Origin of the sequence: Rhodanobacter sp. C03, assembly GCF_002001175.1 — a bacterium.
Taxonomy (GTDB): Bacteria; Pseudomonadota; Gammaproteobacteria; order Xanthomonadales; family Rhodanobacteraceae; genus Rhodanobacter.
This window is the reverse complement of record NZ_MUNT01000004.1, coordinates 22,768-46,580: the sequence shown is the minus strand read 5'-3', so window position 1 is coordinate 46,580 and position 23,813 is coordinate 22,768. Positions and strand designations below refer to the sequence as shown.

The window sequence follows — 23,813 nt, the reverse complement described above, 5'->3', positions numbered from 1 at the left end:
CGGCACTCCGCCGTGAACACCCTCTCACTACTCGCAGGCTTCGCATGACCGATCCTCGCATCAAGAACATTGTCATTGTCGGCGGCGGCACCGCCGGCTGGATGGCCGCGGCAGCGTTCGCCAAGGTACTCGGCCCCGCGTATTCGATCCGCCTGGTCGAATCCGAAGAGATCGGCATGGTCGGTGTCGGCGAGGGCACGGTGCCCCATCTCAAGCTGTTCAACGATCTGCTCGGCGTCCACGATATCGAGTTCATGCAGAACACGCAGGGCACCTTCAAGCTCGGCGTGCAGTTCAATGACTGGGGTCGCCTCGGTGATTCGTACATTCATGGCTTCGGCACGATCGGCCACGACGTGAGCCTGCTGCCGTTTCACCAGTTCTGGATCAAGGCGATGCAGAAGGGCGTGGCCTCGGAGATCGGCGCCTACTCGATCAATACGCTGGCGGCGCCGCGCGGCAAATTCATGACGTCGGCCACCGACGTACCTGCCAGTTCGCCGCTGGCGGATATCGCCTATTCCTATCAGTTTGACGCGACTCTGTATGCGAAGTTTTTGCGCGGCTACGCCGAAAAGCGTGGCGTGCGCCGCACCGAGGGCAAGGTCGCGCAGACCGTGCTACGTCCCGATGACGGCTTCGTTGAAGCAGTGGTGCTGGAGAGTGGTGAACGCATCGAGGGTGACCTGTTCATCGACTGCTCCGGCTTCCGTGGCCTGCTGATCGAACAGGCACTGCACACCGGCTATATCGACTTCACCCACTGGCTGCCATGCGATCGAGCGCTGGCCGTCGCCTGCGAAAAGGTCGAAGAACCCACGCCGTATACACGCTCCTCCGCGCGTCCGGCAGGCTGGCAGTGGCGCATCCCGCTGCAGCATCGCACCGGCAACGGCTACGTGTATTCAAGCGCGCATGTCAGCGATGACGAAGCTGCGGCGACCCTGCTCAAGCATCTCGACGGCAAGCCGCTGGGCGACCCGCGTCTGCTGCGCTTCACCACCGGCGTGCGCAAGAAATCCTGGAACAAGAACGTGGTCGCACTGGGCTTGGCCAGTGGCTTCCTGGAGCCGCTCGAGTCGACCAGCATCTACATGATCCAGTCGGGCATCGCACGGCTGCTCAACCTGTTTCCGCAGCGCGACTTCAGCGAGGTCGTGGTCGATCGCTACAACGCGCAAGCAAAGTTCGAGTACGAACACATCCGCGATTTCCTGATCCTGCACTACCACGCCACCGAGCGCGACGACACGCCGTTCTGGAACCAGTGCCGCACCATGTCGATCCCGGCGCAGCTGCAGGACAATATCCGCCTGTTCCGCGACAGCGGCCGTTTCTTCCGCGATGCCGAGGAAATGTTCGCGACGACCAGCTGGGTACAAGTGATGCTCGGTCAGCGCATCGTGCCGCGGGGCTACCATCCGCTGGTCGACCAGATGCCGGACCAGGAGCTGGCCAAGTTCATGGCTGGTGTCGGTCAGGTCGTCGCCAGTTGTGTCGATGCGATGCCATCACACCAGGCGTTCATCGATCGCCATTGCGTCGCGCCCAGTCTGGCGGTCGCCTGACCGTTTTCCCTGAGCCATCTGGCAGGCAACCGCGACGACGGCTCCACATCACCCATCCCCGCGATAAAGAGCGTTACACCATGTCCAACAAATTTTTCCGGATCCTGCATACCACCGTACTCACCACTGCTTTGCTGGTACTCGGCGCTGGCTGGCAGTCACCGGCCACGGCCAGAACCGCCGAGCATGGCTATGCCGCACTGCCCAGGCAGCAACAGCTGCTGGTCGACGACCTCGAGCAGCGCACCTTCGAATGGTTCTGGCACAGTGCGGACCCGAAGACCGGGCTGGTGCCCGACTCCTATCCCGGCCACTCGTTCTCCAGCATCGCGGCGGTAGGTTTCGGTCTGACCGCCTACGGCGTCGGCGTGGAGCGCGGCTATATCACGCGCGAGCAGGCGATCCAACGCACGCTCGCAACCTTGCGTTTCTTCAAGCAGGCGCCGCAGAACGACAGCGAGGACGATGCCGCCGGCTACCACGGTTTCTACTATCACTTCCTCGACATGCAGACCGGCAAGCGGGCGATGCGCTCTGTCGAATTGTCCAGCGTCGACACCAGCTTGCTGCTCGGCGGCGTGCTGTTCGCCGAGTCGTACTACGACCGTGCCACCCCGCAGGAAAGGGAGATCCGGCAGCTCGCCGATGCGATCTACCGCGAGGTCGACTGGAGCTGGATGCAGCCGCGCAAGCCGCTGATCAGCATGGGCTGGACCCCAGGCGGCAAGTTCATCCCGGCCGACTGGAAGGGTTATGACGAAGGCATGCTGGTCTACATCCTGGCGCTCGGCTCGCCGACCCATCCGGTCGAGCCCGATGCGTGGACGGCATGGCTATCCACCAACCCGCTGACCTGGGGCAAGTTCTACGGCCAGACCTTTCTCAACTTCGCGCCGTTGTTCGGCCACCAGTTCACCGAGGTCTGGGTCGACTTCCGCGGCATCCGCGATGCCTGGAGCCGCGAGCACGACCTCGACTACTTCGAGAACAGTCGTCGCGCCACCTATGCGCAGCGTGCCTACGCGATCGCCAATCCAGCCGGCTGGACTGGCTACGGCAAGAACGTCTGGGGCCTGACCGCGAGCAACGGTCCGGGCGATATGACGGTGGAAAGCAGTGCCGGCGAGCGCCAGTTCCATGGCTACACCGCGCGCGGTGCCGGCCTGGATTACATTTCCGACGACGGTACCATCGCGCCAACCGCGGCGGCCGGCTCGATCGCGTTCGCGCCGGAGATCGTGATACCTGCGCTGCAGGAAATGAAGCATCGCTATGGCGCGTCCATCTACGACCAATATGGCTTCGCCGATGCGTTCAACCCGAGCTTCCATACCAGGACCGACCTGCGCACCGGCAAGCTGGTGCCCGGCCTGGGCTGGGTCGACACCTTGCAGCTGGGTCTCGACCAGGGACCGATCGTGCTGATGATCGAAAACTGGCGCAGCGATTTCGTGTGGAAGGTGATGAAGAAGAATCCGTACGTGCGCAAGGGACTCGAGCGCGCCGGTTTCACGGGTGGCTGGCTGGGCACGGAAACCCCGGCGCAATGAGCCACAACAGTCGCCCGTGTCGACCGCTGCACCAGCGCTCGATGCGGTGCGGCTTGCTGCTGGCATGCGTTGTTCTATGCACCTCGCTCATCGGTGGTTGTGGACATGCCGCAGCGGAAAACCACGAGCTCACGTTCTGGACGATCGGCCGCGAAGGCGAGGCGATCGGCAAGTTGCTGCCGGAGTTCGAGCGCACGCATCCCGATATCCAGGTGAACGTGCAGCAGTTGCCGATGTCGGCGGCACACCAGAAACTGCTCACCGCGTTCGCCGGTGGTTCGACGCCCGACCTGACCCAGCTGGGCAACACCTGGCTGCCGGAAATGGTGGCGCTGGATGCGCTGGAACCATTGCAGAAACGCGTCGACCGTTCCACCGTGATCAGGCAAGACGATTACTTCGCCAGCATCTGGGCGACCAATGTCATTGATGACAAGCTGTACGGCGTGCCGTGGTACGTCGATACGCGACTGCTTTTCTACCGCAAGGATCTGCTCAAGGCCGCCGGCTTCAACGCACCGCCGCGTGACTGGGCCGAATGGCGGCACATGCTCGCCGCGCTGAGCGATCCGGCGCAGCATACCTACGGCATCCTGTTGCCGACCAACGAGTACGAGCAGCTGATGTCGCTGGCGTTGCAGGAGCCCGACCCCTTGCTGCGCGACGGTAGCCGCTATGGCAACTTCGAGAGCGCCGGCTTCAAGCGCGCGCTGACGTTCTACGTGGATACTTTCCGCCTGCACCAGGCGCCGGCGATCACCAATGTGGAAGCGGGCAACCCCTGGTCGGAATTCGGTCGCGGCGTCTACGCGTTCTATCTGTCCGGCCCGTGGAATATCGGCGAGTTCCGCAAGCGCCTTCCTGCCACGCAGCAGGACGACTGGTCGACCACACCGCTGCCTGGCCCGGACGACGCCGGCATCGGCGCGGCCGGCGGCTCCAGCCTGGTGATCTTCCGCACGGCGAAGCACAAGGATGCGGCGTGGCAGTTGATTGAATACCTGTCGCAGCCGCAGGTGCAGCAGCGCTTCTACGATCTGCTCGGCGACATGCCGCCGCGACGCTCATCTTGGGCTGGCGGTGCCTTGCATGACGACCCGAAGGCACGTGCGTTCCGCGAACAGCTGGAGCGGGTCAGGCCGACGCCGGCGGTGCCGGAATGGGAGCGCATCGCCAACGAGATGCAACTGGTCGCTGCGCAGGCGATTGCCGGTGAGCTGACGATCGACCAGGCCGCTACGGAGATGGATCATCGCACCGACCGCATCCTGGAGAAGCGTCGCTGGATTCTCGATCATCCGCATCCGATGGTAGGAGACGCCCGATGAACCCGCCACGCACCGCGTGGCTGTTCCTCACGCCCGCCCTGCTGGTGCTCGGCGTGTTCTTCCTGCTGCCGGTGATCGCCGCGCTGGTGCTCAGTCTCACCGACTACGATCTCTACGCGCTGGCGAATATCCACAACCTGCGCTTCGTGGCGCTGCATAACTACTGGGCGTTGCTGCAGCGCCCGCTGTTCTGGTCGGCGCTCGGGCACACGGTGTATTTCGTGGCGGTCGGCGTGCCGCTGTCGATGGGCACCTCGCTCGGCGCCGCGCTGCTGCTCAACTCGCCGCTGGCGCGGTGCAAGCCATTCTTCCGCACCGCGCTGTTCGCGCCGGTGGTGACCACGGTGGTGGCGGTGGCGGTGATCTGGCGTTATCTGTTCAACACCAAGTACGGCATGGCGAACTTCGTGCTCAGCCATCTCGGCATCCATCCGCTCGACTGGCTCGGCGATCCGCATTGGGCGATGCCGACGATCATCCTGTTCGCGGTGTGGAAGAACTTTGGCTACAACATGATCATCTTTCTCGCCGGCCTGCAGGCGGTTCCGCCCGATCTGTACGAGGCGGCACGCATCGACGGCGCCTCGGCATGGCGGCAGTTCCGCCACATCACGCTGCCGATGCTCGGGCCGACGCTGCTGATGGTGAGCATCCTCACCGTCTCCGGTTATTTCCAGCTGTTTGCCGAACCTTATGTGATGACCGAGGGTGGCCCGCTGCAGAGCACCACCAGCGTGCTGTACCTGATGTACGACGAAGGTTTCAAGTGGTGGAACCTCGGCTCCGCCTCGGCGGTGGCGTTCCTGCTGTTCCTGATCATGTTCGCGGTAACCGCGCTGATGCTGAAGCTGGCGCGCCGCGGACACGATGGAGAGCCCGCATGAATCCCCGCCTGGCCAAGGCCCTGATCAATGGTCTGCTGCTCGGCGGTGCGGCGGTGGCGCTGTTCCCGCTGCTGTGGATGCTGTCGGTGTCGTTCATGCAGCCGGGCGAGGCCAGTGCGTTGCCGCCGCCGCTGCTACCGGCGCACGCCACGCTGGGCAATTACCGCGAGCTGTTCGTGCATGCCGGCATGGGCCGCTACTTGCTCAACAGCCTCGCGGTCGCGAGTACGATCACCGTGCTGTCGCTGGCGTGCAACCTGCTGGCCGGCTACGCCTTCGCCAAGCTGCGCTTCGCCGGTCGCGAGCGGCTGTTCCAGGCGCTGATCGGCGCGTTGGTGATTCCGGCGCAGGTGGCGATGCTGCCGCTGTTCCTGCTGTTGAAGTACCTCGGCCTGGTCAACAGTTATGCCGGCGTGATCGTGCCGGGCATGGCCACCGTGTTCGGCATCTTCCTGGTGCGTCAGTACGCCCGCGGCATTCCGGATGAGCTTCTGGAGGCAGCGCGCATTGACGGAGCCGGCGAGTGGCGCATCTTCGGGCAGATCGTGCTGCCGCTGCTCAAGCCGATCATGGTGACGCTGGCGATCTTCAGCTTCCTCGCCGCATGGAACGACTTCATGTGGCCGCTGATCGTGTTGACCGGGCAGGAGCATTACACGCTGCCGATCGGATTGGCCTCGCTGGCGCGAGAGCACGCGCAGGACAGCGAACTGATGATGGCCGGTTCCGTGATCACCGTGCTGCCGGTGATCGTGCTGTTCCTGGCGATGCAGCGCTATTACCTGGAAGGGTTGCTGCTGGGGAGTGTGAAGGGCTGAACCGGCACGGCGGATGCCTCACGTTGCTGATCGCACATCGCCGGGAGTCGACTGGGTAGGCTCGCCGCATCAGCTGGGAGTTGCATCGATCATGTCATTGCGTGGTATCACCATCGTCGTCATGGGCGTCTCCGGCAGCGGCAAGAGCCAGGTCGGCACGGCGCTGGCGCTGGCCTGCGGCGTCGACTTCGTGGAGGGCGACGCGCTGCACCCGCCGGAGAATATCGCGAAGATGGGCACCGGCATGGCACTCACTGACACTGACCGCTGGCCCTGGCTGGACGCGATCGCAGCGGCGATCAGGATGCAGCGAGGCCACGGAGTTGTGGTCGCCTGCTCCGCCTTGCGTCGCGTCTACCGCGATCGCCTGCGCGTGGCCGACCCCTGGCTGCGTCTGATCTATCTGCGGGTACCCCGCACCGAACTGGATCGGCGCATGCGCGAACGCGATCACTTCATGCCGCCTTCGCTGCTGGACAGCCAGCTGGCCACGCTGGAGGAACCTGGCGTGGACGAGCAGCCGATCATCCTTGACGCGGGTGGCGACGAGGCCGCAACGGTCGCCCGAGTCTTGGCTGGGCTGGCTCGGGGAAGCGGGCCCTGAAGATCAGAACTTGCCGGCGCGGAAATCGGCAATCGCCTCGTGGATCTGCTCGGGTGTGTTCATCACGAACGGTCCGTAACGCGCCACGCTTTCGTTCAGCGGCTTGCCGGCGACGACCAGCAGGCGTGATGGCTGATCACCACCGCGCAGCTGCAGTTGCTCGCCTTCGGACAACACGCCGAGCTCGCTGCGCTGCAGCGACTCGCCCCCGACCAGTGCCGATTCGCCCTCGAACACATAGGCAAAGCCGTGATGCCCGGTCGGTAGATCCAGCGTCAACGACGCGCCGGGCTGCAGGCTGATGTCCAGATACACCGGTGCGGTGACGATGCCCTCAACCGGGCCGGTCGCGCCGGCCAGCTCACCGGCGATCACCTTCACCTCGACGCCTTCGGCCGGATGCACCACCGGAATCCGCTCGGGGCCGATGTCCTGGTAGCGCGGCGCGGTCATCTTGTCCTTCGCCGGCAGGTTCACCCACAGCTGGAAACCCCACATCAGGCCGTTTTCCTGCTGCGGCATTTCCGAATGCAGGATGCCGCGGCCGGCGGTCATCCACTGCACACTGCCGGGCGTGAGGTCGCCGCGGTTGCCGCGGTTGTCGCCGTGCTGCATGTGGCCGGCCAGCATGTAGGTGACCGTCTCGAAGCCGCGATGCGGATGTTCCGGGAAACCGGCGATGTAGTCGCCCGCGTCGTCCGAGCGGAACTCGTCGAGCAACAGGAACGGATCGAGCATGTCGAGTCCGGGCTGGCCAATGATGCGCTTCAGCTTCACGCCGGCGCCGTCGGAGGTGTCGGTGCCGCGGATGCGGCGGGTGATGCGGCGATCGCTCATGGGTGGCTCCAGTCAGAGATGTCAGACCACCAAGATGGCCCTGTTGCTGGGCTTATCCAAGCGCCATGGCCGGAACGGATCGTTCCATCCCGGCAACGCTGCGACGACCGACTAGGGCTTCAGTGCACCCAGTGTCCGCTGCGCTGACGCGGCGGTGAGTTGTCGTCAACGTCATCTGGCTTCTGCTGATGCACCATCGCCTCCACCTCGGCTTCGGTGACCGGCTTGGCCTGCCAGTACTGGTTGACCGCGCCGAGCACGGCCGGCACCTGCGACAGACACTCGTCGTATTCGTCCTCGCTGAGTTTCTCGAACTCGGTGTCGGCGCTGAGGATGCCTTCATCTACCGCCAATGCCATCACCGGGCCAAGCAGTTCCATCAGTTGCGGATCTTCGGCCAGGCGGGTTTCCCACAGGCTCGCGCGCAGGTCGATGCCGCGGCTGAAACCTTCGCACCAGCCGGCAGCGGACAGCATCGGGCCGGTTTCCTCTTCGACTTCGCCGAGAATCGGCTCGTAGGCGTCGACATCGAGTTCGGCACTGATCGAATCGTTGAGCTTGGCCAGCAGCGCCAACACGCGGTTGCCCTCGTCCTCGTCGGCGAACGGCTCGTGCAGCACCTCGTGCAGCCATTCGTCCGGCAGCACCAGCAGCGGACCAACCGCCAGCGCGCTGAGCAAGCCATGCACGCCGTCCAGCAACAAGTCGCCTTCGCCGGTATGCGCGCGCAGGTAGCGATCCAGCTCATCCAGTTCGTTGTCGTCCAGCGAACTGGGCCATTCGGTTTTTGCGGTCATATATCCAGTTCCAGCGTCACCGGCGTGTGGTCGGAAGGACGCTCCCAGCGACGCGGTTCGCGGTCGATAGCTGCCGCCCTGGCGGCCGATTTCAATGCCTCGCCGATCAGGATCAGATCGATGCGCAGGCCCATGTTGCGACGGAACGCGGCCTGCCGGTAGTCCCACCAGCTGTAGTGCTGAGCGCCTGCTTCGAACAGCCGGAAGCTGTCGTGCAGGCCGAGGTCGGTGATCGCCTTGAGGCCTGCGCGCTCGGGCGGCGAGCACAGGATGTCTTCGCCCCAGGCGACCGGATCGTAGACGTCGCGGTCGTCCGGGCAGATGTTGAAATCGCCCAGCACCACCAGGTTGGGATGGCGCTCCAGTTCTCGCGCGAGGAACTCGCGCACCTTGGCCAGCCAGTCCAGCTTGTAGGCGTATTTCTCATCGCCGACCGCCTTGCCGTTGACCACATACAGATCCACCACGCGCAACTTGCCGATGCTGGCGGCGAGAATCCGCCGCTGCGGATCGTCCAGGCCGGGGATGTCGGTGACGATGTCGGTGGGTTGTTCGCGCGCCAGGATCGCCACGCCGTTGTAGGTCTTCTGGCCCGAATACACCGCGCGATAACCGGCCGCAGCCAGTTCGTCGATCGGGAACTTGGCGTCCTCCAGCTTGGTTTCCTGCAGCGCCACGATGTCCGGCTGTGCGTCGGCCAGCCACTGGGTCAGATGCGGCAGGCGCACCTTCAGCGAGTTGACGTTCCACGAGGCGATTTTCATAGTGACATTGTAAGGGATGCGCCAGTCCGGGCCGCCAGAAACCGACAATGGGTAACGAATTGAGCTGTTTGGGCGACTTTCGTGGCCGCCCTTGCCGCCAGCAGCGAGCGAGCCGAAATGGCTCTGCAATGCGGTTTATCACGGGGATTTGTCCGGCTCTGGGAGCCCTGAGGGGGTTGCCGGAAAGGGTTTCGTATACGAAACCCACCGAAACCTTGCATTCCGGTGTATGCTGAGCAGGCAAGAGTCTGAGGAAACTCGGTATTCCTGCCCCTCTGCGGTAAAGTGCAAATCGCTCCGAGCCGCAAACCATCAATGCTTCAAAGGTATGTTACATGTCGGATCGTCAGAGCGGTACAGTCAAGTGGTTCAACGACGCCAAAGGTTTTGGCTTCATCACCCCGGAAAGCGGTGACGACCTGTTCGTGCATTTCCGCGCGATCCAGGGCACGGGCTTCAAGTCCCTGCAGGAAGGCCAGCGCGTCACGTTCGTCGTCACCAAGGGCCAGAAAGGCCTGCAGGCTGAGGAAGTCCAGGTTGCCTAATTCCTTCGGGAATTGAGCGATCTTGAAAAGCCCGCTTCGGCGGGCTTTTTTTTGCCCCAGGTTTCATCGCATCGCGCCGCCACACCGGACGGCGCGATGAAGCAGCGCGGCGCGCGTCAGGCCAGACCGTGACTACGCAGCAGCGCTTCCGGCTGCGGCTTCCTGCCGCGGAACGCCACGAAGCTCTCCAGTGCCGGGCGGCTTGCTCCCACCGCGAGGAATTCGCGACGGAAACGCTCGCCAGTGCTGCGGTCGATGACGCTGCCGTTTTTCCCTGCATGCTCCTCGAACGCGCTGAACGCATCGGCCGACAACAGTTCGGCCCACAGATAACTGTAGTAACCGGCCGCATAGCCGCCCGCGAAGATGTGGCTGAAACCGTGCGGAAAACGCTGCCACGCCGGTGGATGCAGCACGGCGACCTGCTTGCGTACCTGCTCCAGCACCGCCAGCGTGCGTGCGCCTTGCGCCGGGTCGTATTCGAGGTGCAGCAGGAAATCGAACAACGCGAATTCCAGCTGGCGCACCAGGAACAGGCCGGCGTGAAAATGCCGGGCGGCGAGCATGCGCTGGAACAGTTCATCCGGCAGTTTCTCGCCGGTCTGGTAATGCTTCGCGAACAGATCCAGCGCCTGGCGGTTCCAGCCGAAGTTCTCCATGAACTGGCTGGGCAGTTCCACCGCGTCCCACTCCACGCCATCGATACCACCGATCGACGGCAGCGCGATCTCGGTGAGCAGGTGATGCAGGCCGTGGCCGAATTCATGGAACAGGGTCAGCACGTCGTCGTGGGTGAGCAGGGCCGGCTTGCCCTCGGTCGGCGGCGCGAAGTTGCAGGTGAGGAAGGCCACCGGCAACTGCCGATTCGCACCGTCGTCGAAACGCGCACGGCAGACGTCCATCCAGGCGCCACCACGTTTGCCGTTGCGCGCGTACAGATCGACATAGGCACCGGCGAACACGCGCCCAGCGGCATCACGTACGTCGTAGTAGCGCACGTCCGGATGCCATACATCGACGCCGTCACGGGCGGCGAGGGCGATGCCGTATAACTGCGTGGTGAGGCCGAACAGGCCCTCGATCACCGCCGGCAGCGGGAAGTAGGGCTTCAGTTGTTCCTCGTCCAGCGCGTATTGCTGCTGGCGCAGCTTCTCCGAGGCGTAACCGACATCCCAGGACTCGAGATTGTCCAGTTTCAGTTCGGTATGCGCGAACTCGCGCAGTGTGGCCAGTTCCCGCTGCGCCACCGGCTTCGCGCGCTTGGCCAGATCATGCAGGAATTCCAGCACTTCGGCCGGCGAACCAGCCATCTTGGTCGCCAGCGATTCTTCCGCCGCGGTGGGAAAGCCGAGCAGCTGCGCGGCTTCGTGACGCAGCGCCATGATCTTCTCGATGCGCGCGCTGTTGTCGAACTTGCCCGCGTTCGGCCCCTGGTCGGAGGCGCGCGTCTGATAGGCCCAGTACACGCGCTCGCGCAAACCCCGGTTGTCGGCGTAGGTCAGCACGGCCTGCACGCTCGGCTGTTTCAGCGTGACCAGATAGCCGTCCAGATCCTGATCCTCCGCGTACTGGCGCAGCACCGCGAGACCGGATTCGGGAACACCGGTGAGGTCGCGCTCGTCGGTGATGTGCTCGTGCCAGGCTTCGCTGGCGTCGAGTACGGCGTTGGAGAATTCGGTGGAAAGCTTCGACAGCTCCACCCCGATCTCGCGGTAGCGCGAGCGCGCCGGCTCTTCCAGCGCCACACCGGACAGCTTGAAGTCGCGCAACGCATGGTGGACCAGCGCGCGCTCGGGGCGCGGCAGCGTGGCGAAGTCCGCCGCGTCGGCCAGTGCCTGCACCGCGGCATACAGGTCGCGGTTCTGGCCCAGTTCGATCGCGTGATCGGTGAGTGCTTCCTCGGCCGGCCCGTAGACCTTGCGCAACGCTTCGTTGTCGGCCACCGAGTGCAGATGGCTGACCGGTGCCCAGGCGCGTGCCAGCCGTTGCTCCAGTCGTTCCTGGGTCAACATCACGGTCGCGAAATCACGCGGTGCGCCGGGCGCGGTGAGCGCCGCGATGCCGGCGCGGTAATCGGCAAGAATCGTCTCGATCGCCGGTTCGACCTGCTCCGGGCGGATCTGCGAGAACGCCGGCAAAGCGTCGTCGGCCAGCAATGGGTTGTCGTGACTCATGAACGCTCCTTTTCCAGCCGCCAGCGTGGCGACCGCGCGAGACGAAATCAAGCGTGGCGATATGACCGCGTCCGGCAGGATGCCGACCCGCTCCACATGGACCCGCTCCACACCCGGGCGCGCCGGCCGCTACCATGCACGAATGAATCCTCTGCGCAGTTTCAAGGGCATCGCGCCCACCCTCGGCGAACGCGTCTACGTCGACCCCGCCGCCAGCGTGATCGGCGACGTGGTACTCGCTGACGACGTGTCGATCTGGCCCGGCACGGTGTTGCGCGGCGACGTGAACTACATCCGCGTCGGCGCCCGTACCAGCATCCAGGACGGCAGCGTCGTGCACGTCGCCCACGCCGGCCCATACGGCCCGGGTTTCCCCTGCCTGATCGGCGAGGGCGTCACCATCGGTCACGCCGCGGTGGTGCATGCCTGCATGATCGGCGACTACTGCCTGATCGGCATGCACGCCACCGTCATGGATGGCGCCGTGGTGAAGAAGTACGGCTTCGTCGGCGCCGGCAGCCTGATCCCGCCGGGCAAGGTGGTCGGCGAACGCGAGCTGTGGCTGGGCAATCCGGCCAAGTTCGTGCGCCTGCTCAGCGACCAGCAGATCGAGCAGCTGCACTACTCGGCCGACCACTACGTGCGGTTGAAGGACGCGTATCTGGTATCGGCCTGATGGCTGTACGTCGCGTGTTGTTCTTGTGCAGTCGCAATCGCCTGCGCAGCCCCACCGCTGAACAGGTGTTTGGCGCGTGGCCTGGCCTGGAAGTGGATTCCGCCGGTCTGGCCGAAGACGCCGAGGTGGTGCTGACAGCCGAGCAGGTGGACTGGGCAGAACTCATCGTGGTGATGGAATCCAGCCATCGGCGGCGCCTTCAGGCACGTCACGGTGCCCGACTCAAGGGCAAGCGGGTGATCTGTCTGGATATCCCCGACCGCTACGACTTCATGCAACCGGAGCTGGTTGACCTGTTGCTGAAAAGAGCTAGTCAGCTGTTGCGCTGACGTCTCGCATGCAATCACATCCCCGGCGTAAGCCCGGCATTTGCCTGCTGGATGCGCTCGGCTTCCGCTTCATGCCGCTTCGTTTCGATGTTGCGTGCGGCGGAGAGTTTGCCGCCAAGCAAGGCCAGGGTGAAGTTGTTGCTGTCGAACTCGCGCAGCAGGTCGATCTCCCGCCGCGCCTCGTCCAGATCGTTCTGGTTGATCCCGCGCTCGATCTCCTCGGATGCGCGTGGAAAGGACTCGCGCAAGGCTTCCTGCGCAGTCCGGTTCTGCGGCTCCAACTGCAGCACGCTGAGGTAGAACTCGTAGGCGTTGCTGCCGGCCGGTGCCACCAGTCGGCCGTCATGCATGGCATCACGCGCCAGCCCAAGCAGGATCTGGGTGCCGCTCTGCGCGCTGTCGTTGGATGCCGCCGCCACGCCGGATGGCGCCGTCCCGGCATCGAGCATGGATGCCTCGGCGGTGGCATGGCTGTACCAGAACACGCCACCGGCCAGCACCAGCAGAAGCACGACGGAAACGAGGACAGGCGCGTGATGACGCGCCGTGACTGAGAATGAGCGAAACATGACACCTGCTGCGTGAGGATGACCGCGCGCGGAAGCCGCCGTCACCGGCGCGCTCCCGGCGACTGGGGCGACGATAGCCATGCTGTGTTTCAGCCGTGTGGCGACATTGCTTCAGCGCGTGGCCGTGGCCGCTTCCAGTTGCGTCAGCCACGTCATCGCATGGTTACGATCCGATCCACACATCACCGGTTCGGCACGCAGACTGCCGCATACCGCGGGCCGCTCGGGTTGGCCGAAGATCGCGCAGCGGTTGTCCGCCGTCAGTTGCACACAGCGCACGCCGGCCGGCTTGCCCTGCGGCATGCCGGGAATCGGCGAACTGATCGACGGCGCGATGCAGCAAGCGCCGCAGCCGGGCCGGCAGGCCAGGGCGCTCACGCGGTCTGCCGACGCAGCTGCTGGTACACCGGCTCGGTCTCCGGCCGCTGGCCGTGCCACAGTTCGAACGCATCGGCGGCGGTTTCCACCAGCATGCCGAGACCGTCGAACGCGTAACGCGCGCCGGCGGTCTTCGCCCAGCTCAGGAATCCGCTGGCCGCGACGCCATAGGACAGGTCGTAGCAGAGCGCGCGGGCACCAACCAGCGAAAACGGCAATTGTAGCGACGCGCCCAGCACTCCGGCCGAGGTGGCCTGGATGATCAGGTCGTAGCTGCCAATGTCGGCCAGATCCTCCCAGTAGCGGGTGTGCGCACGCGCGGGCTCGCCGATCGCATCGGCCAATGCATCGGCGGCCTCGGGCGAGCGGTTGACGATGGTCAGCGTCTGCACGCCGGCATCCAGCAGGTTCCACGCCACGCCACGCGCGGCACCGCCAGCACCAAGCAGGAGCGCGGTATGGCCGCGCAGGTCGACGCCGTGGCGTTCGGTGATGTCACGCACCATGCCGGCGCCATCGGTGTTGTGCGCGGTCAAGCTGCCATCCGCGAGTCGGGTCAGCACATTCGCGCTGCCGGCACGTGTGGCTGCCTCGCTGCGCTGGTCAGCCAGCGCGAAGGCCGCCGCCTTGTGCGGCAGCGTGACATTCGTGCCGCGACCGCCATCCGCGAAGAAGCGCCGCACCGAAGCGACGAAGTCGGTCGGTGCCGCGTCGATCGCACGGTATTCCAGCGTAATGCCGAGCTGCTGTGCGAATGCGTGATGGATCTGCGGTGACAGGCTGTGGTTGATCGGATGACCGAACACGGCGAATTGAGCGGGTTGCATGCAGATTCCATGGGTGGGTGGCGGCACCCATTCTACAAGCTGAGGTTTTCGCGAGCTTCGTCCGAGCCGGCTCTTTGCGGGAGCGGCTTAAGCCGCGATAGCTCTCGCCGCATGATCCAATTCAAGCAGGAGCATCGCGACTGAAGTCGTTCCCACCGTGTGCCGGTCGCAGCCGGTGAGATGGACGCGCCGCAAGCTGCAGCTGTCATCTGCCGAATGGACACGCGACATGCATCCGCACTTACTGCCTAACCTCCATCACCAACACCTGCTGGGCGCCGCCTCATTGTGGCTGGTTGCCGGCAGTGTCTTGCTGCTGACCACCCTGGTCCCGCTGCGCACCGACCTGCTCGGATGGACGCCGACGTTCTGGCTGGTCGGCGCACCACTGGTCGTCCTGCTGGTGCTGGAACCGTCGCTGCCACGCCAGTTGCTGGCGCTGTGCAGGCCGCGGCGCCATGCGCCGTATCGCGCGGTGTGGCACTGAGCGTTTGCGGCCGCCGACTCAGCCGGTGATGCCCTGCCGCTTGCGTTCCATCCGGCGCAGGAACTCCTGCATGATCTGCAGGTACAGCGCATCGCCGAGATGGGCGTCCTCGACACCGGCGTCGATCGACGGGTTGTCGTTGACCTCGATCACCACCGGCTTGTTGCCGACCTGCTTGAGGTCGACACCGTAGAGTCCGTCGCCGATCGGCTGGGTCGCCTTCAGCGCCAGCTTGATCACCTCGGCCGGCGCGTCGCTCACCGCGATCGTCTCGAAGCCACCGGACTTCGCGGTGCCCTTGGCGCCGTGGTTGTAGATCTGCCAGTGACCGCGTGACATGTAGTACTTGCACGCGTACAGCGGCTCGCGGTTGAGCACGCCCACGCGCCAGTCGAATTCGGTATAGACGTATTCCTGCGCCAGCAGCAGGGCACTGTGCTGGAACAGACCGCTGGCCGCCTGCTCCAGGGCCTGCTCGCTTTCCACCTTGACCACACCGCGCGAGAACGAGCCGTCGGGGATCTTCAACACCAGCGGGAAGCCGAGCTTGGCGACGACGTCCTTCATGCCCTTGCTGTCGTCGCGGTAAAGAATCTCGGTGCGCGGCACGGCCAGCTTGCGCGACACCATCAAGTCGTTGAGGAAGATCTTGTTGGTGCAACGCAGGATCGAGGTCGGATCGTCGATCACCACCATGCCTTCCTTCTCGGCGCGGTGGGCGAAGCGGTAGGTGTGGTTGTCGCTGGCGGTGGTCTCACGGATGAACAGGCCGTCGTACTCGGCGAGGCGCTGGTAGTCGTTCTTGCCGATCGGGTCGACCTCGATGCCGAGTTCCTTGCCGGCCGCGATGAACGCCTTCAGCGCCTTCTTGTTCGACGGCGGCATCTGCTCGGCCGGATCGACCAGCATCGCGATGTCATAGCGGTACAGCTTGCGCGCGCGCGGCTTGCGCCACAGCTTCCTGGAGAAGCGGTCGAGCTCCTCGGCGAACGCATCTTCCTGCGCGTCGTCCAGCGTCTGCAGGCCGACCGGCTTGATCGAGCTGACCTGCCACACGCGGTCGCGCTCGAACTCGATGCGCAGCAGCGGGCAGGGGAATGATTCGAACACCTGGCGCGCCAGGTCCTGCAGCGCCGGGTAGGCGGTCTCGCCGAAATAGACCAGGATGCCGAAATCGGTGGTGTCGCGGCCGCCGGCGGGAAGAAAATTCGTCAGCTTGGTATTGAGATCCTCGATGTCCACGCCGTACAGCGAGCGCCGGCGCAGGTCGTTCACCGTGCGCACCGACGGCATCACCTTGTGCCCGCGCGCCTCGGCCAGCAGCGACACGTAATAACCGGTACCCAGGTACTTGTAGCTGCGGCACAGGTTGATCACGTGGGTGCGTTCGTCGTCGCCACCGACGGGCTCGCGCAGGTAATCCATCGCGCTCATGACGTCGACGGACGGATAGTAAGAGCCCCAGTCGGAGGCCTTCTCGACAACGATGACCAGACGGGTCATGGCACCACTCAGGTGATCCAGCTATGGCGGGATGCCCCTGCGCGCGGCGCGGCGGGACACACAAGGCGCGCAGTTTGGCACAGGGCAGACGCTGCACAAGGGTAAAGCACTGAAGCGTGAATAAACGGCATAGCCCATGATCAGGAGCAGGCCATGAACACGCGCAGCAGACGCCGCCGGCTGCTAGAGTCCGCGCGTGCTAATCACCCCACTCCATTTGTTGCACGAGTACGCGCGCCACGTCGCGCCGGAATCCCCAGGCATGCATCCAACCCCTGCCAGTGCCAGCGTGCGCGTGCGCCGTGCCGAATCGTCCGATCTCGATGACCTGGTGGCGCTGGAGGAAGGGACGTTCGACAGCGACCGGCTGAGCCGCACGCAATACCGCCGCCATCTGGACAGCGACTCGGCACTGGTGCTGGTGGCCAGTGCCAATCACCGCAACTTTCTCGGTACCGCGGTGGTGTTCTTCCGCAAGGGTAGCCGCGTGGCTCGGCTGTACTCGATTGCCAGCAAACCCGAAGCGCGCGGCAAGGGTGTCGGCACCGCGCTGCTGGATGCCGTGGAAGCAGCCGCCCGGCAACGCCGCTGCCACGCGCTACGACTGGAAGTGCGCGACGACAACGCCAATGCGGTGCGCCTTTACGAACGACACGGCTATCGGCACATCGGCCATTACCCGCATTACTACCAGGACGGCACGCATGCCTGGCGTTACGAAAAATCACTCGATTGAGTCGCCCGGCTGCGACCGCCTGCCCAGTCGCCTCGCCGCGGGCAGCACGGGTTTATCATGTCGGCGCGATCGAGGGGACATGGGAACGTCGCGACACCGCGTGCAGCGGTGAGTCCAATCGTCCTGCTTCGTGAGATTTCCCGATGTCCATGCGTATCCTGACTCTTGCCATCACGCTGACCCTGGCGCTCGCCGGCTGCGCGAGCAGTCGCGGCCTGCACCCCGACGGCCAGCTGACCGATCCGCAACACCTCGCCACCGAGCGCAGCCTCGCTGAAGTGAAGCTCACCCCGGCGGCATGGCCGGCGCAGGACTGGTGGATCGGTCTGGGCGATCCGCAGCTGTCGGCGTTGATCGACGAAGCGCTGAAGAACAATCCCGGCCTGGCCGCTGCTGATGCGGCAGCCAGACTGGCGCAGGCCCAAGTGCAAGGTGCCAACGCGGCGCGCGGCCCGCAGCTGAGCCTGGACGCCGCCGCGCCCGGTGCCCGGCTGTCCAGCAAGGATTACAGCTATCCGGTGGAGGACCTGGGCACGTTCGCCTGGGCCAAGTCGGCCACGCTCGACTTTTCCTGGGGGCTGGATCTGTGGGGCGGCAAGCGCGCCGCCTGGGAGGCCGCGCTGGGCCGCCGCCGCGCCGCCGAGATCGACGCGCACGCGGCACGCATCCAGTTGTCGGTGAACGTGGCGCGCGCGTATATCCAGCTTGGCTATGCGTTCGCCCAGCAGGACGTCGCCGACGCCGAACTGCAACGCACCGGCAAGGTGCTCGAACTGGCCCGCCGCTACCTGGCCGCCGGCCTGGGCTCGCCGCAGCAATTGCATCAGGCCGACTTCGCGGTGGCCAGCGCACAGCAGCAGAAGGCCCAGGTCGAACATGCCATCGATGCCGTGCGCAGCAGCCTGTCGGTGCTGCTCGGCCAGGGTCCTGACCGTGGCCAGCAGATCGCCCGACCGCGCGTGCTGAAGCCGGCCGATCTCGCACTGCCGGACAACCTGCCGGTCGATCTGATCGGCCGTCGCGCCGATCTGGTCGCCGCGCGCTGGCGCGTCGAAGCGGCTGGCAAGGAGATCAAGGCGGCCAAGACCGAATTTCTGCCGAATATCAGCATCAGCGCCATGGCTGGTTTCGTCGCGGTGGGCGACAGCAGCAACCTGTTCGAGCTGTCCTCGCGCACCTACGGCATCACCCCTGCGCTGAGCCTGCCGATCTTCGACGGCGGTCGGCGCCGGGCGAATCTGGCGGCAGCCGACGCCGGCTACGACGGGCTGGTGGCGCAATACAACGCGACCCTGGTGCGCGCGGTCAACGAAGTCGACGACGACTACACCGCACTCAAGTCGATGCAAACCCAGATTGCTGCTGAACAGCGAGCACAGCAGGACGCGCAGCAGGCCTGGAACGATGCGATGAAACTCTACAAGGGCGGCCTCGGCAGCTCGCTGGAAACATTGATCGCCCGCCAGCAGTTGCTGGCGGCGGAGCAGCGCATGGCCGCGCTGGACAGCCAGCAGATGGATCTTTCGGTGCAGCTGATCCAGGCGCTTGGCGGCGGTTACGACGCAGGAAATACGGCGGCGCTGCCGGCCGCAGATGCCGATGCCGCCAAGACGAGTACCGCCAGTCGCCCTTCGGGTCGCTGAGACGGGTTTCCTGCAAGCCGGGTGGGTTCAACCGCCAAGTGGCGAGCCTATCCGCTGCGCGGTTGCGTCATCCGGACGCGCCACCAGCGCGCCGGTACGCATCAGGCTGATGCTGTAGTGACCCTGATCGACCAGCGGCAGGAACGCGCCGCTGCCGTAGATGGTGTCGACTTCGGGCAGCCACTGCGGGTACTGCTTGCTGAGGTTGAGCAGGTCGAAGGCGCTGGCCTCGCCCAAGTCGATCACCGTGCGTGGCGCGCTCGCCTCCTGGGCGGCATCGTCGTAACGGCCGGACAACCGGTCGAGCCGGTACAGCGGCGGCAGTCCAGCCAGCAGCGCGGGCAGTTTCCACTTCAGCACCACCGCCTCGACGCGCCAGTCGTCACCGGACAACTGCACTTGCCGGGTGCTGCCGTCGGGCCAGCTCAGGGTGAGCGCCCAGCGCTGCGGTGAAAGGATGCGCGCGTCGATATCGACAACGGGAGTTTCTTCGCCGAGCAATCGATAACCGCGCAGCGCGATACCGGTGCCACCGAGCAGCAGGGCGAGCGCGCAACAGAGCAGGCACAGCAGCGCGCGCCAGCTCGCGGCAAGCCGACGACCGCTGTGCAGGTGCCGGCGCAACACCACCAGCTGCACCAGCGTCAGCAGCAGGAATACCGCCGCCAGCACCAGCAGCACGGTCATCGGCATGCGCAACAGCGCGCTCCAGTCCATCGTGTCTCTCCTCGTCGCCTCGAAGTGCGATCTGTCGTGCATCATAACGGCGATAACCTGCGCCGCGGCCGGTTCAGCAGGCCTCGCTATACTGCGACTGTCCACAGGAAACCTCGCCATGCGCCGATCCCTCTTGCTGCTGTCGCTTTGTCTTGTTGTCGCCATGCTGACCGGCTGCGGCCAGAAGGGCCCGTTGGTGTTGCCGCCGACCAAGCCCGCCACGGCATCGAGTACGGCAAAACCGCACACGCCGGCCCCGGCGGCCAGCAGCGCAACACCGGCCAGCGACCAGTACTGATCGCGACCGCCTCATGCAACTGCGCTTCTCGAAAATGCACGGCATCGGCAACGACTTCGTCGTGCTGGATTGCCGGCATCGTGGCTTCCCGCTGGATACCGCGCAGATCCGCGCGCTGGGCGACCGCCACACCGGTGTGGGTTTCGACCAGCTGATCAGCGTGGAACCGGCGCGCGATCCGTCCTGCGCGTTCTACTACGGCATCTGGAATACCGACGGCTCGCCGTCTGGCCAGTGTGGCAACGGCGTGCGTTGCGTGGCGGCGTGGCTGCATCGCGCCGGTGCACTCGCACTTGGCGACAGCGTCAGGCTTGAAAGTCCGTCCGGCCCGGTGACCGTGCGCCTGCTCGATGCGCACGAAGTCACCGTCGACATGGGCGAACCGATGTTCGAACCGGCGCGGATTCCGTTCGCCACCGCGCAGCCGGCGCCGCACTATGCGATCACGGCGGGCGACGCCACGCTGGAGATCGGCGCGGTATCGATGGGCAATCCGCATGCGGTGGTCGCGGTGCAGGATCTCGCTGACCCGGCACTGCAGCAACTTGGCCCGCTGTTGTCCGGTCACGAACACTTTGCGCAGGGTGCCAACGCCGGCTTCGTGCATAGACTCGATCGCACTCACCTGCGCCTGCGCGTGCACGAGCGCGGCGCCGGCTGGACGCTGGCCTGCGGCACGGGTGCCTGCGCGGCGATGGCAGTGCTGCATCAGCGCGGTGAAGTCGACGACCGTGTGCAGGTGGAACTGCCCGGGGGCACGCTGCGGATCGACTGGGCCGGCCCCGGCCACACACTGTGGATGACCGGGCCGGCCACGTTCGCGTTCGAGGGTGAATGGACGGTTCCAGGCGGCACGCCCTGACGTGCCGGTTGAAGCGCGCCCGCGTCCATCGCACACTCCAGCCTGACCGCACGTCTCTCGACGTGCCCTGCCATGGTTCGAGGACATCCGCGCATGACCGCCACCACCCTGCTCGACGACGCCACCCAGGCCCGTGTGGTCGCCGCCTATCTGAAGCGCCATCCGGAATTCCTCAGCGAATATCCCGACCTGGCGGCGAAACTGACCATGCCGCGCGAGCAGGGCGCGGTCTCGTCGCTGGCGGTGTATCAGCTGCAGAGCCTGCGCGACAAGAACGCCGAACTGGAACGCCGGCTGGCCGAGTTGATCGAGATCGCCGCCGAGAACGAGAAGCTGATGGAGCGCGTGCACGCGCTGACCGTGGCGCTGCTGCGCGCGAACACGATGGAAGTGACCGCGCGCACCGTGGCCGCCAAGCTCAGCGCGGATTTCCATACCGAGCAGGTACGTCTGCTGCTGTTCGGCGACGAACCGCAACTGCCGCGCGCCGAATGGCTGCAGCAGATCGCCGGTGGCGCCGAGGCGTTGCCGGAGTTTGCCGAATTCCTGCAGCACAGCGAGCCGGTCTCCGGACGCCTGTCCGCTGAAAAGCTCACCCGCCTGTTCGGTCCCAATGCCGGACAGATCCGCTCAGTCGCGATGATGCGGCTTGGCGATTCCGGCATCCTGGCGATCGGCAGCCACGATCCGGACCGCTTCCAGCCGGGCATGGGCACGCTGTTCCTGAAGATGATCGCCGCGACCATCACCGCCGCCCTGGCGCGCTCGCGGGATATTTCCTGAGCCAGCATGACGCCTGAGCAACAGGTCGACCGCTGGCTCGACCGCCTCGCCGGCGAGCGACATGCCTCGCCGCATACAGTCGCCGGCTACCGCCGCGACCTCGCCAAGCTGCTGCGTTTCATGCAGGCACAGCAGCTGAACTCGTTCGACGCACTCGATGCGAACCGGATGCGCAGCTTCATCGCTGGCGAACATCGCGGCAACACCGGCAAGGAGGATGGCCTGGCGCCGAAAAGCCTGCAGCGCCTGCTGTCGTCCTGCCGCAGCCTGTTCCGCCAACTCAATCGCGAAGGTCTGCTGGCCGGCGATCCGCTGCTCGGCGTGCGTGGGCCGAAGGTACGCCGCAAGCTGCCGCAAGTGCTTGATGTCGACGAGGCCAGCGCGCTGGTCGAGACCGACAGTGGCGGCAAGCTGGCCGTGCGCGACCGCGCGATGCTGGAGCTGTTCTATTCCAGTGGCCTGCGCCTGTCGGAGCTGGTCGGCTTGCGCTGGATCGACCTGAACCTCGATGAAGGCGAAGTGCGCGTGCTCGGCAAGGGCAGCAAGACCCGTATCGTGCCGGTCGGCCGCCATGCGCTCGCCGCGCTGCGAGCGCTCGGTGCGGAGCAGGGCATGTCGGCAGACAGTGCGGTCTTCCGCGGCCGCGGCGGTGCACCGATCAACCCGCGCACGGTGCAGCTGCGCATGAACAAGCTGGCGCTGCAGCAGGGCATCCCCAAGCACATCCATCCACATCTGCTGCGGCATACCTTCGCCAGCCACATGCTGGAATCCTCCGGCGACCTGCGCGCGGTGCAGGAGCTGCTCGGCCATGCCGACATCGCCACCACGCAGATCTACACGCACCTGGATTTCCAGCACCTGGCCAAGGTCTACGACGCGGCGCATCCGCGGGCGCGACGCAAGTAAGTGCGAAGATCTGCCGTCCGCTGAACAAGCCTGCCTAGGTAAGCAGTAATAAGCCTGCGGAAAGAATCCACCCGCGACAATACGCAACGTAACCTCCCAGGCGCCTGCCACCGTGACCCTTTCGGAAATACCACTTTCCGGCCCTGTTCCCGCAGTGCTCGATCACGTCGTGCGCCGGTCGCGTCGCCATCTGCTGGGCGTGGGCGAACTGCCACCCCGCGACATCTTCCGCATCCTGCTGCTGCGCCCCAACCATCGGCTTGGCAACACGCTGCTGCTGACCCCGCTGCTGACCGAACTGGAGCGGCGCTATCCCGGTGCCGAGATAGACCTGGTCACCGGCTGCGAGGCTGCCGATGAGGTGTTTGCCGGATTTCGCCAGGTTCGCCATATCCATCAGCTGACCCGGCGCCCGGGTCATCATCCCGTGCACCTGCTGCGCACCTTGCTGCGCCTGCGGCGCAACCGTTACGACCTGGCCATCGACAGCACCCGTGGCTCGCGCTCCGGCCGCCTGCTGCTTTTCCTCAGTGGTGCCCGCCATCTGCTCGGCCTGCCTTCCAGCAAACGCGAACTGCGCGATGGCGGCTCGGCCTGGCAAGCCGCGCTGACCCATGCACCCAGCCATTTTTCGCTGGACGGTGTCTACGCGCTGCGCTGTGCAATGGGGCTGCCATTCATGGACCAGGAACACACCTGGCCGCCCATGCGCATCCACCTGCGTGCAGATGAACAGGCGTGCGGCCGGCGCTTGCTGAGCGACCTGCTCGGCCACGAACCGGAGGGTGATCGTCAGATTGTCGCGCTGTTCCCGAATGCCACCGGCAACAAGCGCCTCTGCAGCGAATGGTGGCTGGCCCTGGTCGATGCGCTGCAGGCGGCCCATCCGCAGTTGAGCTTCATCGAGATGCTTCCCGCGCATGGCCAGTCGCAACTGCAACTGCGCTTTCCCGCCTTCTATTCCAGCAACGTGCGCCGGATGGCGGCCCTGCTCGCGCAATGCAACGGCTACATCAGCGCCGACTGCGGCGTGATGCACCTGGCCTGCGCCGCTGGCGTGCCCACGCTGGGACTGTTCACGCGGGACAACTTGACCCGCTATCGCCCGCGTGGCCCGCATGACGAAGCGCTGTGCGTGGCCGAACGCACGCCGACCGAAGTGGCTGCTGCTGCGGCACCGTTTCTGCAGGCGTTGCCCTGCCGAAGCTAGCAAGCATCGCTTGCAAT

Annotated in this window: 26 protein-coding genes; 17 read left to right on the top strand and 9 right to left on the bottom strand. The window is 65.3% G+C overall.

All coding sequences use genetic code 11. From position 1 onward, the window contains the following. The first annotated feature begins 44 nt into the window (after positions 1-44). The 6 genes from B0E48_RS06515 (at position 45) to B0E48_RS06490 (ending at position 6,752) form a co-directional block, all read left to right on the top strand. Entirely contained in the window at positions 45-1,568 is a 1,524-nt protein-coding gene (locus tag B0E48_RS06515) for a tryptophan halogenase family protein (protein ID WP_077517188.1), read from the top strand. 80 nt (positions 1,569-1,648) lie between these two features. Beyond that, the gene (locus tag B0E48_RS06510; RefSeq protein WP_077517187.1) at positions 1,649-3,118 is read left to right on the top strand and encodes a glucoamylase family protein; all 1,470 of its coding nucleotides are present in this window, start codon (positions 1,649-1,651) and stop codon (positions 3,116-3,118) included. A 41-nt stretch (positions 3,119-3,159) separates the two neighbouring features. After that, positions 3,160-4,446: a sugar ABC transporter substrate-binding protein gene (locus B0E48_RS06505; protein ID WP_077517249.1), complete on the top strand. Its 1,287-nt coding sequence runs from the start codon at positions 3,160-3,162 to the stop codon at positions 4,444-4,446. Beyond that, positions 4,443-5,330, top strand: a complete 888-nt coding sequence (locus tag B0E48_RS06500; protein ID WP_077517186.1) for a sugar ABC transporter permease — start codon at positions 4,443-4,445, stop codon at positions 5,328-5,330. The genes B0E48_RS06505 and B0E48_RS06500 overlap by 4 nt, the downstream gene beginning before the upstream one ends. Then, positions 5,327-6,148, top strand: a complete 822-nt coding sequence (locus B0E48_RS06495) for a carbohydrate ABC transporter permease (RefSeq protein WP_077517185.1) — start codon at positions 5,327-5,329, stop codon at positions 6,146-6,148. Before B0E48_RS06500 ends, B0E48_RS06495 begins: the two co-directional genes overlap by 4 nt. A gap of 91 nt (positions 6,149-6,239) precedes the next feature. Continuing rightward, complete coding sequence (locus B0E48_RS06490) at positions 6,240-6,752, top strand: gluconokinase (protein ID WP_077517184.1); 513 nt, start codon at positions 6,240-6,242, stop codon at positions 6,750-6,752. Between the two features lie 3 nt (positions 6,753-6,755). On the opposite strand, the gene B0E48_RS06485 is transcribed toward B0E48_RS06490, so the two are convergent. From B0E48_RS06485 to xth, 3 genes are all read right to left on the bottom strand, one after another. Continuing rightward, positions 6,756-7,589: a pirin family protein gene (locus tag B0E48_RS06485; RefSeq protein WP_077517183.1), complete on the bottom strand. Its 834-nt coding sequence runs from the start codon at positions 7,587-7,589 to the stop codon at positions 6,756-6,758. Positions 7,590-7,708: 119 nt separating this feature from the next. Beyond that, positions 7,709-8,386 (bottom strand): YecA family protein, encoded by a 678-nt coding sequence (locus B0E48_RS06480; RefSeq protein ID WP_077517182.1) that lies wholly within the window; start codon positions 8,384-8,386, stop codon positions 7,709-7,711. After that, positions 8,383-9,150 carry an exodeoxyribonuclease III gene (gene xth, locus B0E48_RS06475; RefSeq protein WP_077517181.1) on the bottom strand — a complete coding sequence of 256 codons (768 nt, stop codon included), beginning with the start codon at positions 9,148-9,150 and terminating at the stop codon, positions 8,383-8,385. The genes B0E48_RS06480 and xth overlap by 4 nt, the downstream gene beginning before the upstream one ends. Positions 9,151-9,485: 335 nt before the next feature. Between xth and B0E48_RS06470 the strand changes: the two genes are divergently transcribed. Next, positions 9,486-9,695: a cold-shock protein gene (locus B0E48_RS06470; RefSeq protein WP_007809889.1), complete on the top strand. Its 210-nt coding sequence runs from the start codon at positions 9,486-9,488 to the stop codon at positions 9,693-9,695. A gap of 116 nt (positions 9,696-9,811) precedes the next feature. On the opposite strand, the gene B0E48_RS06465 is transcribed toward B0E48_RS06470, so the two are convergent. Then, the gene (locus tag B0E48_RS06465) at positions 9,812-11,869 is read right to left on the bottom strand and encodes a M3 family metallopeptidase (RefSeq protein ID WP_077517248.1); all 2,058 of its coding nucleotides are present in this window, start codon (positions 11,867-11,869) and stop codon (positions 9,812-9,814) included. Between the two features lie 142 nt (positions 11,870-12,011). Between B0E48_RS06465 and B0E48_RS06460 the strand changes: the two genes are divergently transcribed. Both B0E48_RS06460 and B0E48_RS06455 read left to right on the top strand, forming a co-directional pair. Then, positions 12,012-12,545: a gamma carbonic anhydrase family protein gene (locus tag B0E48_RS06460; RefSeq protein ID WP_077517180.1), complete on the top strand. Its 534-nt coding sequence runs from the start codon at positions 12,012-12,014 to the stop codon at positions 12,543-12,545. Further along, positions 12,545-12,874, top strand: coding sequence for a low molecular weight protein tyrosine phosphatase family protein (locus B0E48_RS06455; RefSeq protein ID WP_077517179.1), 330 nt, complete (start codon positions 12,545-12,547; stop codon positions 12,872-12,874). The genes B0E48_RS06460 and B0E48_RS06455 overlap by 1 nt, the downstream gene beginning before the upstream one ends. A gap of 14 nt (positions 12,875-12,888) precedes the next feature. Here B0E48_RS06455 and B0E48_RS06450 read toward each other — a convergent pair whose 3' ends face one another. The 3 genes from B0E48_RS06450 to aroE form a co-directional block, all read right to left on the bottom strand. Then, positions 12,889-13,443 carry an energy transducer TonB gene (locus B0E48_RS06450; protein ID WP_077517178.1) on the bottom strand — a complete coding sequence of 185 codons (555 nt, stop codon included), beginning with the start codon at positions 13,441-13,443 and terminating at the stop codon, positions 12,889-12,891. A gap of 111 nt (positions 13,444-13,554) precedes the next feature. Continuing rightward, on the bottom strand, positions 13,555-13,812 hold the full coding sequence (locus tag B0E48_RS06445) for a YkgJ family cysteine cluster protein (RefSeq protein WP_305793698.1): 258 nt from the start codon (positions 13,810-13,812) through the stop codon (positions 13,555-13,557). Between the two features lie 5 nt (positions 13,813-13,817). After that, positions 13,818-14,648: a shikimate dehydrogenase gene (aroE, locus tag B0E48_RS06440; protein WP_077517176.1), complete on the bottom strand. Its 831-nt coding sequence runs from the start codon at positions 14,646-14,648 to the stop codon at positions 13,818-13,820. Between the two features lie 229 nt (positions 14,649-14,877). Here aroE and B0E48_RS06435 point away from each other — a divergent pair, with 229 nt between their 5' ends. Continuing rightward, positions 14,878-15,135 (top strand): hypothetical protein, encoded by a 258-nt coding sequence (locus tag B0E48_RS06435; protein ID WP_077517247.1) that lies wholly within the window; start codon positions 14,878-14,880, stop codon positions 15,133-15,135. Between the two features lie 18 nt (positions 15,136-15,153). Here B0E48_RS06435 and B0E48_RS06430 read toward each other — a convergent pair whose 3' ends face one another. Next, positions 15,154-16,638 carry a RimK family protein gene (locus tag B0E48_RS06430; RefSeq protein ID WP_077517175.1) on the bottom strand — a complete coding sequence of 495 codons (1,485 nt, stop codon included), beginning with the start codon at positions 16,636-16,638 and terminating at the stop codon, positions 15,154-15,156. A gap of 262 nt (positions 16,639-16,900) precedes the next feature. On the opposite strand from B0E48_RS06430, the gene B0E48_RS06425 reads away from it, so the two are divergent. Continuing rightward, positions 16,901-17,374 carry an N-acetyltransferase gene (locus B0E48_RS06425; RefSeq protein ID WP_077517174.1) on the top strand — a complete coding sequence of 158 codons (474 nt, stop codon included), beginning with the start codon at positions 16,901-16,903 and terminating at the stop codon, positions 17,372-17,374. Positions 17,375-17,517: 143 nt separating this feature from the next. Then, positions 17,518-19,017, top strand: coding sequence for an efflux transporter outer membrane subunit (locus B0E48_RS06420; RefSeq protein ID WP_077517173.1), 1,500 nt, complete (start codon positions 17,518-17,520; stop codon positions 19,015-19,017). A gap of 27 nt (positions 19,018-19,044) precedes the next feature. Here B0E48_RS06420 and B0E48_RS06415 read toward each other — a convergent pair whose 3' ends face one another. Beyond that, positions 19,045-19,734: a hypothetical protein gene (locus B0E48_RS06415; RefSeq protein ID WP_077517172.1), complete on the bottom strand. Its 690-nt coding sequence runs from the start codon at positions 19,732-19,734 to the stop codon at positions 19,045-19,047. Between the two features lie 118 nt (positions 19,735-19,852). Here B0E48_RS06415 and B0E48_RS06410 point away from each other — a divergent pair, with 118 nt between their 5' ends. The 5 genes from B0E48_RS06410 to B0E48_RS06390 all read left to right on the top strand — a co-directional run bounded on the left by B0E48_RS06410 (position 19,853) and on the right by B0E48_RS06390 (position 23,796). Continuing rightward, complete coding sequence (locus tag B0E48_RS06410; RefSeq protein WP_077517246.1) at positions 19,853-20,032, top strand: lipoprotein; 180 nt, start codon at positions 19,853-19,855, stop codon at positions 20,030-20,032. 13 nt (positions 20,033-20,045) lie between these two features. Further along, positions 20,046-20,894 carry a diaminopimelate epimerase gene (dapF, locus tag B0E48_RS06405; protein ID WP_077517171.1) on the top strand — a complete coding sequence of 283 codons (849 nt, stop codon included), beginning with the start codon at positions 20,046-20,048 and terminating at the stop codon, positions 20,892-20,894. A 93-nt stretch (positions 20,895-20,987) separates the two neighbouring features. Beyond that, entirely contained in the window at positions 20,988-21,677 is a 690-nt protein-coding gene (locus tag B0E48_RS06400; protein WP_077517170.1) for a DUF484 family protein, read from the top strand. A gap of 6 nt (positions 21,678-21,683) precedes the next feature. Continuing rightward, positions 21,684-22,586: a tyrosine recombinase XerC gene (locus B0E48_RS06395; protein ID WP_077517169.1), complete on the top strand. Its 903-nt coding sequence runs from the start codon at positions 21,684-21,686 to the stop codon at positions 22,584-22,586. 169 nt (positions 22,587-22,755) lie between these two features. Beyond that, on the top strand, positions 22,756-23,796 hold the full coding sequence (locus B0E48_RS06390; RefSeq protein WP_254423886.1) for a glycosyltransferase family 9 protein: 1,041 nt from the start codon (positions 22,756-22,758) through the stop codon (positions 23,794-23,796). Positions 23,797-23,813: the final 17 nt, after the last annotated feature.